The sequence below is a fragment of the uncultured Dokdonia sp. genome, from assembly GCF_937910895.1.
Lineage (GTDB): Bacteria > Bacteroidota > Bacteroidia > Flavobacteriales > Flavobacteriaceae > Dokdonia.
Map to the genome: position 1 here is coordinate 1 of NZ_CALEMI010000158.1, position 16,816 is coordinate 16,816.

Here is a 16,816-nt window from a genome sequence, read left to right on the forward strand (position 1 = left end):
TTAAGAGACCACTCATAAGTTGCGCCATCGGGATCTATGTTTGTTGGTGTAGCATCTAGTGTTACCGTTTCGTTAAAACACGTATTAAAATCATCTCCTAACTCAAAAAGAATCGTAAGTGGAGTAACTGTAACGCTATCTGTTATAACACAAGGACCTAAAGTAACAACCACATTGTAGGTTCCTTGTTGAGTAACATTTAATGTTGCTGATTCTTCTCCTATAAGAACAACATTGTTTAAAAACCATTGAAAAGTAACCAATGAAGGATCCACATTAGACGGTGTTGCATCTAGTATAATAGGATCTTCTAAACAACTATTGATATTATCTCCTAACTCGATAATAGGGGCTGTTGTAATAGCTACCGTAATGACATCAGAAAAAGAACATCCTGAATTAAAGTTAACAATAACTGCATATTCTCCCGCTTGTGTTACATTGAGAGTTGAATTTGTTTCGTTTATGAGGATCGCATTATTAAAAAACCAAGAGAACGTAGCTGATGATTCGGGAATATTAACATCCAATAGAATAGTGTCTCCCTCACAAACATCAATATCATCTCCAAGATCAACATCACTAGCTGTTATAAATTCTACAATAACTTCATCTTCTATCGTACAATCTGTATTATTAAGACTTACACTTACACCGTATAACCCTGGAGTTGTTACATCAAGCGTAGGATTTGTTTCCCCTACAATCTCAACACTATCCATAAACCAAGTATATGATACAGCGTCAGGATCTTCTGCGTTAAGAGTAACAGTGTCACCTTCACAAACAGCATTTCCATTAGAGACTAAGATATCATCTCCAAGATCTGTAGCACCAATATTAAAACTACCTGCCTCTAGGAATACTCCAATATCAAAGGCACTATCAGATTGATCTGCTACTACTAATTTTATACTGTATGGATTGCCTGATATTACATCAGCCATTGCAGTAAGCTCTACTGTTTGGCCATTAAAGTTTGTAGCAGCAGTATTTTCATCATTAAAAGGTTGAAAATTATACCTGTCAAAAAATTCTTCATTAACAGCGGCACATTGTCCAGGAACTTCTGGGCGGATATTAGTCACTTCTATAGGGATGGTTGTTCCTGGTAAAACAGCTAGATTTTGTACAGTACCAGTTGTTATGTCTGTAAGTATAAAAGCAAAAGCATCAGAAAAAGTACATTCAAAATTTTGATCATACTCTTCAGACGCCATAATAAAGTCAAAACTAATTTGCTCAATAAATGGCGTAAAATTAAATTCTATAAATGAGGCATTATTAGTATTTATAGCCGTAGTATTTGCTTCTAAATCTGCATCTCCAGGCCAACCACCATTACTTTGTGTTGTTGTATTTGGTCCTGGCGCTTGTTGTACATTTCCAGACATTAAAAGAATCCCTTCTTCAAAAGGGAAATCTGATCCATTTGCAGAAAACGCGGCAATACCGTTTACGTCACCAAAGTCAGTTCCTGTGGAAGATATAATATTTGAAACCTCAGCACAAGATGAGTTTATTAAGATATCTTCTACTAATTCCTGTGTAGTTAAGGATTCATCTATGGTGATTTGTCCATAACCCAGAAATGAAAGAAGGCTGGCGAATAAAAACGAAAGTAATTGTTTTTTCATTTGATAGAAAATTAGTTGTTGTATTCGATACTATTGATATAGTTTCGACGGGTATCTTTTTTATTTAGTAGGATTTTATCTTTTCTCAAAAACAAAAGCACCTACAAAAAGAAGATATTTGTCTTTATAATCTCACTAAGGTTAAACAAAAAAAGAATCTTACAAAACGTTAACTTTTTTTTTAGATATAACGCACAAAATCATCGACGATTAACAAGTGTTATTACCTTTATTTATGCTTTTAAAAGAGATGAAGCTGTTCAAAAATGAATTTTACATCTTATTAAGACTTTTGCACGCTATTTTTTTAATGATAGATGTACTATTTAGTATCCCATTTTTAGTGTCTTTGTTAAAAGATTTTTTTAGCCTCTAGTTTTCATAAATATTTAGTGAAATATGATCTATTTTTTTTGAAGAATTTATTTGTATATTACAGCATATTAATAACTTAAACCAAATCTCATGAAAATTAAATCATTACTTTTACTGTTGTGTTTTTACTCTATGATGTCCTATGGGCAAATAGATGATAAGACAAAACCTTTTTACGAAGGCAAAATTTCTTCTGTGGAGTATGTTTCTTCATTGTCCTCAAGGCCTAATGACCTTATTCCGTCAGATAATTCTAGAAAAGAAGCAAAAGATAAAAGATCATTAGCACCGCAAATAGTTCAAGGAAAGGATCCTCAAACAGAAAACGATTATTTTGTAAGAAATAAGCATGAAATGGAGCAGAGTATCCGCATGGCGCCTGCAAGTCTTGTTTTTGACGCTTATGCATCAGGATCGCAACCCACAGATCCTTCTCTTGCTGTTGGACCTAATCATGTAATGGTTGTATTTAACACAGGATTTGCTATTTATGATAAATCTGGAAATCAGTTATTAGGGCAAACGGCTCCTAATCCAGCCATTTTTCCTTCAGGGGGATGTTGTGACCTTACAGCATCTTATGATACGGCTGCAGATAGATGGGTACTTTCTTTCTTAGGGTCTGGAGCACAAGTAGCTATTTCTGATGGACCAAACCCACTTACTGCAGGTTGGTTTGTATATACGATTTCAGGAATACAGGATTATCAAAAACTATCTGTTTGGAGTGATGGATACTATATTACAGAAAATACTGGAGGTACAAACAAATTATGGGCATTAGAAAGAGATGCGATGTTAGTAGGTGATCCAAATGCACAAATTTTAGGATTTAATCTCCCTGGTATAGTCACTAGTGGGTTTTTTAGTCCTCAAGCATTAAATGTTACAGATGGTAATATGCCATCTCCAGGAGGTGCTACGATTGTATATTTACAGGATGATGCTTGGAATGGCGTATCTGTAGATCATATTAAAGTTTGGACAGCTAATGTAAACTGGTCAAACCCTTCAAGTTCAACAATATCAAACCCATCACAGATTAACACAACTCCTTTTATAAGTGTATTTGATAATGGAAGCTTTTCAAATCTAAGGCAACCAGGAGGCGGAAGACCTATCAGCATAGATGCCTTACAGGCAACAATTATGAATCAAGCACAGTTTAGAAAGTTTGCAACACATAATTCGGCAATTTTTAATTTTGTAGTAGATGCAGATGCAACTTCTGAAGAACAAGCAGCAGTACGTTGGTATGAGTTCCGTCAGAGTGGAGATAATCAACCTTGGTCTTTGTATCAAGAAGGTACGTATACAGCTCCAGATGGAAGACATGCTTGGAATGCTAGTATGGCGATGGATGGTCAAGGAAATATAGGAATGGGATATACGTCTATGTCTGGTGCGTCTACGCCATCTACGGTATTTGTAAGTTCTTATTTTACAGGAAGATTAAACGGGGATCCATTAGGAACCATGACAGCTATGGAAGGTTTAATCGCCAATGGTGATGGAAGAATACCAGGTACACGTTACGGAGATTATAGTAAAATGGATGTAGATCCGTCTGATGATTCGACTTTTTGGTTTATCAATGAGTATATGAATAACGGAAGAAGAGGTGTTGTAGGATCTTTTCAATTGCAGGCAGGAACTCCTGATACCGAAGCACCATCTGATCCTACAAACCTAGTCGCTTCAAATATTACTTCAAACACTGCTATATTAAGTTGGAATGGCTCTACTGATAATGTAGGTGTGGCTAGCTATACGATTTCTATAGATGGTACTGTAGTAGGAACCTCTACGACGACAACATTTAATGTTAATGGTCTTTCTCAGTTAACCACATACAACGCTTCTGTAAGCGCACAAGATGTCGCTGGAAATGTTTCAGGTGACGCTACAACATCATTTACAACGCTTGAAGGTGGAGGCAGTACTCCAGGTGTGATTGCAGGATATTTCTTTGAAACAGGATTAGAAGGATGGATTGATGGTGGTAATGATTGTGCAAGAGAAGCGACTGCAAACTCTTTTGAAGGATCTTTTTCTGTAAGACTTAGAGATGATTCTAATTCTTCTAATATGGTATCACCAGCTTTAGATCTTTCTGGAAACAATCAAGTAACTATTGAGTTCCATACGTTTGCTAATAGCATGGAAAACGGCGAAGATTATTTTGTAGAATTTTTTAACGGATCTTCGTATCAAGTGATAGGACAATACGCTAGTGGAACAGATTTTTCTAATGGTTCTTTCTTTACAGATACGATTACCTTAGATAGCAGTACTTTTAACTTTAATGCGTCTAATAGATTCCGTATCCGTTGTGATGCAAGTGCAAATAATGATCAAATCTGGGTAGATCAAGTGATTGTCTCAGGAGATAATGTAAGTTCATTTGCCGCTCCAGAAGAAGCACCAACCATTACAGCGTTGCGTTCATTTACGGAGGCTTCCAAAGACAATATCAAATTGTATCCTAACCCGACGAGATCACAGTTAACCATTGATATTCTGGATGTAGAATACGATGAGATTATCATATTCTCTTCTACAGGAACAATCGTTCAACAGATCAATCCAAAAGAAGATGCACTTTCTGTCGATGTGTCAAAACTAGCATCAGGAGTGTACTTTGTAAGATTTGTTTCTAAAGAAGGACTGGCAGTCACCAGAAGGTTTGTCAAACAATAAATTGTCTTAAAAAGTAATTTAAATAAAATCCTGTGAAGTTAACTTCACAGGATTTTATATTTATGTGTGGTGTTCAAAGACACAGTAAACAGGGAAGTGATCACTGTATCCTCCTAAATATCTTCTTCCGGCATAAGTTCTAAAAGGATTGCCTTTAAAACGACCTCTAAACTCTGTTAAATGATGCTCATTGTAAATATCTGATTTATGGTATCTGAGCGTATTTTCGTGCAAACGCATAAAATTTGCAGAAAGGATGATTTGATCAAAAAGATACCATTCAAAATCGTGGTTAAGACTTCCTTCGTATCGTGTGTTTAAAAATACCATAGGATTATAAAGATCCTTTTGGACCAAATGATTTTTGATACTCTCATTGTGTGGTCCATCATTAAAATCACCCATCACTATAATACGAGCTTCTGGATTTTCTTTCTGAATACGCTCGATAATCACTCGATTATTTTGAGCAGCTGTAATTCGTTTGGGTTCAGATTCATCAACACCACTTCGGCGAGAAGGCCAGTGATTTACCAATATGTGTGTTCTCACACCGACTAAGTTTCCAGTGACGTGTAATATATCACGAGTATAATCCCGTTCGCCAAACTCCGATTCTAAATACACAGAGACGGTCTCGCTCCCCAATACTTCAAAACTTTCTTTACGGTATAATAATCCGACATCAATGCCTCTTTCGTCAGGAGAGTCATAGTGTACAATATCATATCCAAGGTCTTTAAGTTCTTTGGTAGTAATGAGGCTTTGTAATACGGCAATATTCTCAACTTCTGCAACGCCTACTAAGACAGGCGCTTTTTGAGTTTCTGTGTGACCAATCTGAGAGATGACCCGACTTAACTTTTGTAATTTGTGAGCATAGCGTTTGCTGTTCCAGTTTTTAAATCCTTCGGCGGTAAAATCATCATCCAGTGTATTTGGATCATCTTCGGTGTCAAATAGGTTTTCTAGGTTATAAAATGCGACGCTTATTTTTTTTGAGTCTGAGTACGCTTTCGCGAAAGCGGAATGATCTTTCATAAATATTGTATCGGGTTACTAATTTACTAAAAAGGATTACAACGTATTCCCTACCTTTGTGGTATGCTAGAAACTGAACAAATAGAATATGAAAAATGTGTTCTCATAGGATTGACGACGCGTCATCAGAGTGAGGATAAAATGAATGAGTATCTGGATGAGCTTGAATTCTTAACCTATACGGCTGGTGGTGAGGTGGCTAAAAGATTTACACAAAAGCTAGATATGCCAAATCCTAAAACATTTTTAGGAACTGGAAAAATGGAAGATGTCAAAGCGTATGTAGATCAGCATGATATAGGAACAGTCATTTTTGATGATGAGCTTTCTCCTGGGCAACAGCGTAATATAGAAAAATTGTTAGAGTGCAAGATTGTAGATCGTACGTATTTGATTCTCGATATTTTTGCACAAAGAGCACAAACGAGTTATGCGCGTACGCAAGTAGAGCTTGCTCAATATCAATATTTATTACCGAGACTTACAGGGTTGTGGACGCATTTAGAGCGTCAGCGTGGAGGTATTGGGATGAGAGGACCTGGAGAGACAGAGATTGAGACAGATAGACGTATTGTAAGAGATCGTATCACACTTCTTAAAGGGAAGATGGAGACCATAGACAAGCAGATGGCGACGCAACGTGGCAATCGTGGGGCGTTAGTGCGTGTTGCTTTGGTTGGATATACCAACGTAGGAAAGTCTACGCTTATGAATGCGTTGAGTAAAAGTGAAGTGTTTGCAGAAAATAAATTATTTGCCACCTTAGATACCACGGTGCGTAAAGTAGTGATAGGCAATTTACCATTTTTACTTTCAGATACGGTAGGGTTTATACGTAAACTCCCAACACAACTGGTAGATTCTTTTAAGAGTACGCTAGATGAGGTCCGAGAAGCCGATTTGTTATTGCATGTGGTTGATATCTCACATCCTCAGTTTGAGGATCACATTGCTTCGGTAAATCAAATTCTTGGGGAGATCAAGAGTGCTGACAAACCAATTTTGATGGTATTTAATAAAATAGATGCATATCAACCAGAAGATTATGATGAAGAAGATTTAATGATAGAGCGAGCTCCAGTTCATTACTCTCTAGAGGAATGGAAACAAACATGGATGGCTCGAACCAATGGAGATTCTATTTTTATATCTGCTTTAAATAAAGATAATTTTGAAACCTTCAGAAAAAAAGTATATGAGCGTGTAAGAGAGATTCATATCACACGTTTTCCATATAATAGTTTTCTATACCCAGAATATGAAGATGGATTTTAAGCAAAAAGAAAACGCTTGAAGTAAAATTTTAAAAAATGTGAGTTGATGCTCACATTTTTTTGTTTGTAACACTTTTTAAAAATAGTTACTTATCATTGTATAACTAACCATCGCTATATGTTACCAAAACACGAAGATTCCAAGTTTAAAAAATGGCTTGATATTTTACAACAGGAAAGTTGGCAATTGGAACTGATTATTTCTGGAGTTGCTATTTTTGGATTAATCCAAACGTTTGATCCTATTATTACCATGGCAAATGCTGTTTCAGCAAAGACAATGGATAATGTTTCTTTAAGTGGGATTTCCAATATTGGATTTGCAGCTATTATAATATGCTTATTATCACTCACTATATGTTTGATTATCCACGTGATTTTAAGGGGACTTTGGATTGGTGCTGTTGGATTACGGTATTTTTCTGGTGATATTGATTATGAGGTGCTTAATTATACCGATAAATTCAAGGCATATTTACAAAAACATATTGGATCTTTTGATAAGTATATCGCAAAACTGGAAGATTACTGTAGTTTGATATTTGCGCTATCCTTTTTATTGGTTTTTTTCTTCCTTTCTTTTTTTATCAGTATTTCCGTGTTTTCAGCTGTGATCGCAATCATCGGCAGTGTGTTTAGTGGTGCTGTACAAAGTGTGTTGAGTACTATTTTTGGTATCTTCATGTCAATAGCTCTTTTGATGACTGCTGTTGATTTCTTTACACAAGGATTTTTAAAGAAGAAAAAATGGTTAGCATTTGTATATTTCCCAGTATACAGAGTCATGAGTCGCGTTACATTTTCATTTTTATACAGACCTTTGCTATATAACTTACTAGATAATAAGCTTGGAAAGCGTATTCTTGCGGTATTGATTCCTATTTTCATTGTAGGACTTATGTTGTTCTCATTAGAAGTAAAAGAATCTAATTTTCATATAAATCGTTGGGCAGATAAAGCACAATATGCTAGAGTATCAAATTATGAGGATGAAACTTCAGATAAAGAAAGTCTATTTATTAGAGAAGCTACAATTCCTTCTAAAATCATAAAGAGCTCATCACTTCCTATTTTCATAAAACACAGAATAGCTATAGAAGACGTGATATATAAAATAGATACAACACTAATGCCTAAAAAAGATGATCGCGGATTTGAATTAGGAAGTGTAAGTTTTCAATTAGATCGAGAGAATGCCACAACAGCGTATGCTAATTTTAAAAAATACCTAGGTGTATTAGAAGATATAATAACTATACGACTAGATAGCACACAAATGCCTGTTACGTATATTATGGCTCATAATAAAAAGGGACAAAGAGGCTATGAAACTGTTTTGGATTTAAAAGACGTTTCACGGGGACCTCATGTACTTGAAATCACCCGAAAAACGCTTAGAAAAGATACCATTAGTCCTACAGATATTGCTAGGATTCCTTTTTGGTATTATCCTGATTAAAGAGGGGGTAGATATAAGAGTTGTTTAGAAACGTAAAGTAAACAAAAAAGCGAGCCATCGGCTCGCTTTTTTAATAGGTATAATGGTAGGTATAATTAGAATGCGTAGCTTAATCCAAATGTCCAATAGCTTTGAATTTGATCATCAACACTGTCGTCACCTAATTCAAAAGGAGTTGCCATAGGCATTGCAGCCAATAATTGGTTGTTTGCAAAATTCACAGTTTCCTGTCTGTTGTTTCTTAAACCAAAATCAAATCCAACACCAATTTTCTTCCATAAGGTATATCCAAAAGAATTAGTCCACGTCCAGTTAGATAAATCATTAGAATCATAACTTTGAAAAGCAGAAAGATTTGATTTAAAGTTAATCGCTCCTATTTTACGTGTATAATCTACTAAGATTTTTGCTCCTAAAGAAGACTCAAATACACTCTCCCCACTACTAAAAACAAAGTTGTAGTTTAATGGATGTACAACGACGACCAAATTTGGAATAGGTGTCCAAGTACCTCCAACCCCAAGATCTAAATACCCAGGATCGTTAAAATTATCAAGAATGGTTGTTCTGTACTCACCAAGAGCAGAAACCGCAAAATTCTTCGCTACATTTTTACCATATAAAGAAGAGATATTAAATACATCGGTTCCTGCTCTGAAACTATCATCATCGTTAGGATCATCTTTATCATCAAATTTTACCCAACCTAAGTTGACGTTTGCTGCATTACGCCAGAAGAATTTTTCTTCCGTAAGATTTGCATACCCGTTCACAGTAAATGCAATATTTCCAGAAGATACGTTGGGGGTTCCTTGAGAAAACCAATCGCTAAATTGAGAAATACTTCCTCCTATCGTTCCAAAAGCTCCTTTTTTCCATCCAGGTAAAGCATCTATTTGTGCTTGTAGTGCATCTACTTCTCCTTGTAGTTTTGCAATTTCAGCTTTTTTAGGGGCTTGTTCCTCTTTTAACTCCTCTGCTGTTTGAGCAGATAGATGGAGAGTTAAGAGTACCGTTGCTGCTAAGACAATGATTTTTTTCATAAGTAAATTGGGTTTGTTAATTTTAATTACAAATATAGAGATTCCTTAAAAACTACCTGTTTTTTCCAAGGTATAGGATATTGTTGATTACCTTATAACGAAAAGAACACTCTTTTTGTCGAGTAGTTAGACTATAGTTTGATCTGTATCGTATTCGTGTTGTGTCTCTGTATCAAGATTGCGATTTCCAGTCTAAGAAAGAATATGTAACCCCTAAACCTAAAACTTGTCGTACTTGTAGTCCGCTCACAGCGTTTTCATCATAAATAAGTTGAAGGGCAATATTTGTTGTGATATACCTATTTACGTTCATATTAATAGTAAGTGTATAATCTAGATCTACGTTTTTTGTGTTTTCTAGATAATCAGCATATAGATTTAAGCTATTTTCAAAAACAATGTTTTTAAAAAGCTCTTCCTTATAATATACACTTAGCGAAGCACCAAACTCAAATCGGAATGACTCATTTGCCTCAACCCCAAAATACGGGACATAATTTTCTAAGGCTTCTGGATCATTTTCATCTACACGTGTAAATCGACTACTCACAAAAATATAACGGATAGTCGCAGGAGCTAGGTTTATTTTAAAATCATCGCTCTCTTTCCACAATATTCCAGGACCTGCTTGTAAATAGGCAGGAGAAAAAGAAGCGGTTATTTTTCTTCTATCCTGAACAACTTCAACGATTTCTCCTTCTTCATCGCGTACTTCTCTATTAAAAAACTCAAATCCTGAAGCCAGCTGTGTTCTAAAATTCACAATTCCAGAATAGTAGAAATTTGTCTCTGGAATTTTATCTCCAAAAATGCTATTTATTTCAAACCGATCTGTTGTTTTACGTACAAACTCTTGATCTTTCGCAATAGCGAGACCTAGATTGGCAATCAGTCTTGTATCCCAGCTTATTTTTTTGCTCTTATAATTTAGGTCTTGACTCAGATTAAAACTCCCTGCTATATTTGAAGTTCCTCCACCTTGCCACTCCTCATTAAAAGCACTTTGATTAAATAGAACTTCCAACATCCCTTTGCTCTTCCAGCCTAAAATAATGGAGTCTTTCTTTTTCTTTTCTTTTTTAGGTTTTTCTTGTCCAAAAAGAGATAATGGAAGGATACATATTGCTAAAAAGGGGATGAGGGAGCGCATTCGTATTGAGATTTTAATAAGCGCGCAAAATTACTATAAATGGTAAAAAAATCAAAAATGATTACTTCTTTTTCTTAAATAAAGGCACCGAAGAACAGGCCTCGCCAAACAATAAACTTTTTGCCACAGGTTGTAGTTTTTCTATCAGTAACAGATACGCATTTTCGGGAACGGGTTTGTTTGTACAGCCCTTTACAATGATGGGGCTGTCTTGGTAAGGAGTCGTATCTAATGTTGCAATCGCTTCTGTAAAAAGAATGGTTTCTAAGATCTCTAAAGAACCTGTTATGGTTTTCTTGGAGATCCCTTGTAGGTGTGTGGCAACCAGCATATATGCCCAAGCGGGAACAATGGCGTCAGTACTACAATATAAGGCAACATAGGTGTCTTGATAAGGTGTCCAATTGTGGTTGGTTACGCTTTTGCGAAAGCTTTTTTCTCGTAATATAAAACCTTCTTCTAACCATTGTGAAATATCCAACGTCATACGCGCTCCTGAAGCATACAAATCTTCAAGATTAAACGTAATCAGTTTACTATTGGCAACTCTATTTACAATTTCTTCCATGGTGTGTTATTTATTAAACTTTATTTCAATTCAATCCACAATTCGATTGAAAATATCAAAACCAATACGGCTCCAATTCCATTTAATATTTTTTTGTTTTTAATTAACAATATCATTACAAAATCGATGAGTAATCCACAAAGCCCAATAGTTATTAGTCCAATCATGTAAACAACTCCCCATCCTTCTTCTTGGGCAATTATTTTCCAATTTCCAATTGTAAAAATTAAACAACAAGCCAAATAAACTAATGAGTAGCCTTTTAGTATTGTCATTTTTTTAATTAAAGTTAGCATTGTCAAATAATAGGATTACTTCTTCACTCATTGACATTGGCGTGAAACGGAAAGTTCACTATATTTTGTAAAGGAAAAATTACAAAATCTATTGAACAACCACCAAACTCCTTAATGAAGCAGTTGAGGTTTTTATTATAACATGCCTAATTCCAACTTCGCTTCTTCGCTCATTTTAGAACTTTAGCGACAGAAAGTTTTAATTTTTTTGTTCTAAAAATTACAAAAAAATGAAAACAACTACCAAAACTCCTTGGTCTACAATAGGTCATTTATGAATGTTTTACAACATACCCAACTCTAACTTTGCTTCTTCGCTCATTGACATTGGCGTGAAACGGAAAGTTCACTATATTTTGTAAAGGAAAATTACAAAATCTATTGAACAACCACCAAACTCCTTAATGAAGCTGTTGAGGTTTTTATTTATAACATACCCAACTCTAACTTTGCTTCTTCGCTCATTAATTCTTGCGTCCAAGGAGGGTCGAAGGTGATTTCAACTTCACAATCATTAACACCTTTAATAGACTTTACTTTTTCTTCTACTTCTAGTGGCAATGTTTCGGCAACAGGGCAATTAGGCGTGGTTAATGTCATTAAGATTTTTGTATCATAATCTTCATTCACAAACACGTCGTAAATCAATCCTAGTTCGTAAATGTCTACAGGAATTTCAGGATCGTATATGGTTTTGATCACGCGAACAATTTTTTCGCCTAACTCTTCTGTATTTATCGTGGTTTCTGTGGTCTCGCTCATCATACTATTTTTTATTCCCACGAAGGTGGGAATCTTATGATTATTATTTTAAAACAGGAATCTTATCATTATTACTTCAAAACGGGAATCTCACCCAATCATCACAATTATTGTTTTTATTGATATATGTAACCTTAATTCAATTGCGTTTGATAGGCTACAGCATATAACTTTATTTGTTTAATCATACTCACAAGTCCATTTGCTCTGGTGGGAGACAAATGTTCTTTGAGTCCAATCTCATCTATAAATGCCGTATCTGCATCTATAATATCTTGAGGAGATTGTCCAGAAAAGGCTCTGATTAGAATAGCGATAATTCCTTTAGTAATGATCGCATCACTATCTGCAGTAAAGTGAATCGTTTCATCTTCCATATCGGCATGTACCCACACTTTACTTTGACATCCTTTTATGATATAATCCTCTGTTTTGTATTGCTCGTTTATAAGAGGTAACGATTTTCCTAGGTCAATCATATACTCATAGCGTTGCATCCAGTCGTCAAACATAGAAAACTCGTCAATGATCTCTTCTTGTATTTCTCGTATTGTTGCCATAGTGTTTATCTCAATAGGTTCGCTTCTAGAACCAATGTATCGTTAAAATCATATAATTTAAGCACATCTCCTTTAAATTCAAAATGATGAACACGATTAAAAACTATAAAATATTCGTCTTGTAATGGTCGTCTAGAGGCACAAAATAAATCAGTTGTTAAAATTTTTGAAAAAACTAGACTATATCCAAATTGCTTAAAAAATAAGTGGTAATTATTACATTCTGTAGAACCTCTCATCACACTATTATTAGCATTTATAATAAGCTCCGTTTGATTAGGATTAAGAGGTAATCCATTTATGCCAACTACTTTAAAACTTCCTTTTAACTCTGGTGCATCAACCGCGTATTGAGGCACCCAAATTTTTGATATTACTTTTTGGAGTTGATACCTTGTCAAGTCATCTTCCTTTAATTTAGGTAACACTTGTACTTCTAGGGTATATTCAAATCCTGACTCTGCAATGAACCCTTCTATGGCATCAGTGGTAATAATAAATAAATCTTCACCATTGGTACTCAAGAGTTGCAAACACATTTCCTCTGGATCAGAATCTTCACATGGGACAAGATAGGGAGCAACTTCTAAAGTAAGAATGCTTTGTTCTTGAGCACTTGCATAAAAGGTGCATAAAAGAAAGATGATTATATAATGTATGTTTTGTTTCATAGCTTATAAGTAAGAAGTTATACAAAGATAGCACTCAATAGGCGGTCATCCATACTGCTTAACAAACCCTTAATGTATTTTATATACTTATCGTTAAAATATAAAACGGGTCGCCTTTAAGATTTCCTTGCCTTCATTATATAGTGTAAGCGTATCCTTTTTAATACTAAATTCTTTTGGACTCCCAAAAATATTTAAAAACTGGTTTTCTTTTTCCATAACCTCATCACCACAATAGATTTTTGTACCTATGGCTGGAGAAAATGTAATCGTATTCTCAGCTGTTGTAAAAGCAACACTATAGGTATTACATCCTGAAAATCCTGAGATTTTCGATGTACGATCATTGATTTTTAAGTTAAGATCATTACCCCCTATAGGTCGATCGTATAATGTATCTACAATAAAAGTACCTGCAAAAATAGCAGACTCCTCTTGAGAGATTACTTCTTGAGTAGACGTGCATGAATATCCGATGCTCAAGGAAACTAGTAAAATAAAAAATCGTATCACCATAGCATACATATTAAGACAAAGATAGTACCCAAATAGCCAACTATCACCTTGACGGGATAGAATTTATAGATGTTTGTATAGATACCACATAGGGCGATACGGATCATGCAATAATTTAAAATCCAGCCGTTGTACGCCAGCCTTTGTAAATCCTAAATTCTTGTAAAAAGACATTGCTTGCGGATGTTGATCCATAGCATCTAGCCAAATGAGATCATGTTTTGTTTCTTTAGCACGTTTTTCTGCATACTCCATAAGCTCTTTTCCAATCCCCTTGCCTTGTACCGTTGTATCCAGATAAATACGATGTACTTTATAACTAACGATATCCGCTTGCTCTGGATACGTATAATTTTCTATCACTTTAAAAATGCCTATAGTCTTATATTCTAGGCTAAGTACGCTTTCGCGAAAGCGAACAAAGTAATAATACGATCCTTTTTCCTCAAGTTCTTTTTTAAGATTTTCAGTATTGTATTGTTCGTTCAAATACCAGTTGCCTTGATCCTCCCAGAAATGTGAATACGCTGGCGGATAAATACGTTGCATCAATTCAAAAAGCCTTGCTTGATCTTCTAAGCGAATAGCTTCTAAAGCCAACTGATCGGAAATAGGAATCATTATCACTATCTTAAGAAAGCATCATCACGGCACGTTCTACTCCTTTTACAAAAGTGTCTATCTCTTCTTTTGTATTATAAAATGCAAAGGAAGCTCTGACCGTACCTGGGATTTTAAAATAGTCCATAATAGGCTGTGCACAATGATGTCCTGTACGAACAGCAATACCTAATTTGTCTAAAATCGTACCAATATCATACGGATGAATACTGCCTACATTAAAAGAAATCACGGCTGTTTTCTTTTCTGATTCGCCATAGATTTTTAGTCCTTCGATTTGAAGTAGTTTTTCTGTGGCGTATTGAAGAAGCTCTTCTTCATAACTCCCAATGACATCAAAACCTATCGCATTCATATAATCTAAGCCAACGCCTGCTGCAATAACTCCGCAAATATTAGGCGTTCCTGCTTCAAATTTATGAGGTAATCCAGCATAGGTTGTTTTTTCAAAAGTTACCTGATCTATCATCTCCCCACCTCCTTGATACGGAGGTAATTTTTGTAGTAATGCTTCTTTGCCATACAAGATTCCTACACCCGTTGGGCCACAGATTTTATGAGCGCTGGCTACATAGAAGTCGGCATTAAGGGCTTGTACATCAGGTTTGATATGTGGCGTTGCCTGCGCACCATCTATCACCACAGCAGCGCCTACTTTATGGGCTTCAGCGATAATATGTTCTATGGGGTTGACAGTTCCTAACGCGTTGGATACGTGATTTACAAATACAAGTTTGAGGTTGGTGGAGACCGCTTTCGCGAAAGCGTCCATATCCAGCTCCCCGCTTTGCGTCATAGGGATCACTTTTAAAACAGCGCCTGTGCGTTCACAAAGCATTTGCCAAGGGACAATATTACTGTGATGCTCCAAAGCAGAAACCAAGACTTCATCTCCTTTTTGTAAAAAACTGCTATATCCATTTGCGATCAGATTAATGGCATGCGTTGTACCCGCAGTCAGGATGATCTCATACGGCTTTGCAGCATTAAAATGCTTCTGAATTTTAATACGCGCTTGCTCGTAGGCATCTGTAGCTTCTTGAGAAAGCGCATGAACGCCTCTGTGAATATTTGCATTGTAGTTAGAATAGTAATCTACAATTGCATCAATCACCGCTTGGGGTGTTTGAGAAGTTGCCGCGTTATCAAAATAAATTAAAGGTTGTCCGTTTACTTTTCTAGAAAGAATCGGAAAATCTTTTCGGATGCTTTGTACATCAAATGTAGTATGTGCTTTAGTTTCTGTCATCTTCATTGCCTTCTTATTAGTAAAATACCCGCATAAGGCGGGTATTTTACTATGTGATTTGTCGTCTATGCCTTATAACTCAAATCCAATACTTACGCCAATTTTCTTAGCGATAAGTTTGGTGATACGTTGTTTTAATTGCGGAATTTTCACACTAGATAATACGGTGTTTGCAAAAGCATACATCAATAAAGCTCTTGCTTCTTTTTTTGCAATTCCTCTAGATTGTAAGTAAAACAAAGCACTTTCATCAAGTTGCCCTATAGTACACCCGTGAGAACAACGTACATCATCTGCAAAAATCTCTAATTGAGGTTTTGAGTTAATCGTTGCTTTGTCATCTATCAAAATATTATTGTTAGATTGATACGCGTTTGTTTTTTGTGCTTCTTTTTCGACAACGACTTTTCCGTTAAAAACACCTGTAGAACTCCCTGCAAAAATCCCTTTGTAATCTTGGTGTGATTCACAATTGGGTTCTATATGATGTACAAGGGTGTTATGATCTACATGTTGTTTTCCACCTATAAGGGTAATCCCTTTTAAGATAGAATCCATGTATTCTCCCTTTTGATAATAATTAAGGTTATTACGTGTGATATTTCCACCCAGAGAAAACGTATGTACAGAAACGACACTTTCTCTGTGTTGTTCTATTTCGGTAGTGTCAACAAGAGAAGCATTTAGCTTGTCATTTTGAATTTTGTAGTAGTCGATCATGGCACGTTTTCCAGCATAAATCTCTGTGACAGAGTTTGTAAAAACAGCTGTATCTGAAAGACTTTGATGACGCTCTATGATTTGTACTTCACTATTTTCCTCTACGACAATAAGGTTACGAGGTTGGAATAAAGTTGCTTCTTCTGATCCTGTTGCAAAGTGAATAATCTGAAT

16 protein-coding genes are annotated in these 16,816 nt (G+C 35.6%); 3 read left to right on the plus strand and 13 right to left on the minus strand.

Translation table 11 applies throughout. From position 1 onward, the window contains the following. The coding region (locus Q0505_RS18730) for a choice-of-anchor L domain-containing protein (RefSeq protein WP_299216254.1) at positions 1-1,637 on the minus strand (1,637 nt) is incomplete at its 3' end. Positions 1,638-2,102: 465 nt separating this feature from the next. On the opposite strand from Q0505_RS18730, the gene Q0505_RS18735 reads away from it, so the two are divergent. Further along, positions 2,103-4,712, plus strand: coding sequence for a T9SS type A sorting domain-containing protein (locus tag Q0505_RS18735; protein ID WP_299216257.1), 2,610 nt, complete (start codon positions 2,103-2,105; stop codon positions 4,710-4,712). A 60-nt stretch (positions 4,713-4,772) separates the two neighbouring features. On the opposite strand, the gene Q0505_RS18740 is transcribed toward Q0505_RS18735, so the two are convergent. Continuing rightward, positions 4,773-5,753 (minus strand): endonuclease, encoded by a 981-nt coding sequence (locus Q0505_RS18740; RefSeq protein ID WP_299216260.1) that lies wholly within the window; start codon positions 5,751-5,753, stop codon positions 4,773-4,775. A 63-nt stretch (positions 5,754-5,816) separates the two neighbouring features. Between Q0505_RS18740 and hflX the strand changes: the two genes are divergently transcribed. Together hflX and Q0505_RS18750 are read left to right on the plus strand one after the other, a co-directional pair. Next, the gene (gene hflX, locus Q0505_RS18745) at positions 5,817-7,028 is read left to right on the plus strand and encodes a GTPase HflX (protein ID WP_299216263.1); all 1,212 of its coding nucleotides are present in this window, start codon (positions 5,817-5,819) and stop codon (positions 7,026-7,028) included. A gap of 117 nt (positions 7,029-7,145) precedes the next feature. Then, on the plus strand, positions 7,146-8,486 hold the full coding sequence (locus Q0505_RS18750; protein ID WP_299216266.1) for a hypothetical protein: 1,341 nt from the start codon (positions 7,146-7,148) through the stop codon (positions 8,484-8,486). 95 nt (positions 8,487-8,581) lie between these two features. On the opposite strand, the gene Q0505_RS18755 is transcribed toward Q0505_RS18750, so the two are convergent. The 11 genes from Q0505_RS18755 to sufD all read right to left on the minus strand — a co-directional run. Continuing rightward, positions 8,582-9,529, minus strand: a complete 948-nt coding sequence (locus Q0505_RS18755) for a DUF3078 domain-containing protein (protein WP_299216269.1) — start codon at positions 9,527-9,529, stop codon at positions 8,582-8,584. Between the two features lie 172 nt (positions 9,530-9,701). Further along, positions 9,702-10,679, minus strand: coding sequence for a DUF3078 domain-containing protein (locus Q0505_RS18760; RefSeq protein ID WP_299216272.1), 978 nt, complete (start codon positions 10,677-10,679; stop codon positions 9,702-9,704). A gap of 61 nt (positions 10,680-10,740) precedes the next feature. Beyond that, a complete protein-coding gene (locus tag Q0505_RS18765; RefSeq protein WP_299216275.1) occupies positions 10,741-11,247 on the minus strand; it encodes a DUF2480 family protein in 507 nt (168 codons plus the stop codon). 20 nt (positions 11,248-11,267) lie between these two features. Next, positions 11,268-11,522: a hypothetical protein gene (locus Q0505_RS18770; RefSeq protein ID WP_299216278.1), complete on the minus strand. Its 255-nt coding sequence runs from the start codon at positions 11,520-11,522 to the stop codon at positions 11,268-11,270. A 447-nt stretch (positions 11,523-11,969) separates the two neighbouring features. After that, positions 11,970-12,305, minus strand: coding sequence for an SUF system Fe-S cluster assembly protein (locus tag Q0505_RS18775; protein ID WP_299216281.1), 336 nt, complete (start codon positions 12,303-12,305; stop codon positions 11,970-11,972). A gap of 134 nt (positions 12,306-12,439) precedes the next feature. After that, positions 12,440-12,865: a SufE family protein gene (locus Q0505_RS18780; RefSeq protein WP_299216284.1), complete on the minus strand. Its 426-nt coding sequence runs from the start codon at positions 12,863-12,865 to the stop codon at positions 12,440-12,442. A 5-nt stretch (positions 12,866-12,870) separates the two neighbouring features. After that, positions 12,871-13,536 (minus strand): META domain-containing protein, encoded by a 666-nt coding sequence (locus Q0505_RS18785; protein WP_299216287.1) that lies wholly within the window; start codon positions 13,534-13,536, stop codon positions 12,871-12,873. Between the two features lie 93 nt (positions 13,537-13,629). Next, on the minus strand, positions 13,630-14,052 hold the full coding sequence (locus Q0505_RS18790) for an META domain-containing protein (protein ID WP_299216289.1): 423 nt from the start codon (positions 14,050-14,052) through the stop codon (positions 13,630-13,632). A 63-nt stretch (positions 14,053-14,115) separates the two neighbouring features. Further along, positions 14,116-14,673: a GNAT family N-acetyltransferase gene (locus Q0505_RS18795; protein WP_299216292.1), complete on the minus strand. Its 558-nt coding sequence runs from the start codon at positions 14,671-14,673 to the stop codon at positions 14,116-14,118. A gap of 10 nt (positions 14,674-14,683) precedes the next feature. Further along, complete coding sequence (locus Q0505_RS18800; protein WP_299216295.1) at positions 14,684-15,922, minus strand: cysteine desulfurase; 1,239 nt, start codon at positions 15,920-15,922, stop codon at positions 14,684-14,686. A gap of 72 nt (positions 15,923-15,994) precedes the next feature. Beyond that, positions 15,995-16,816: Fe-S cluster assembly protein SufD (gene sufD / locus Q0505_RS18805; protein WP_299216298.1), on the minus strand; the 822-nt coding region annotated here is incomplete at its 5' end.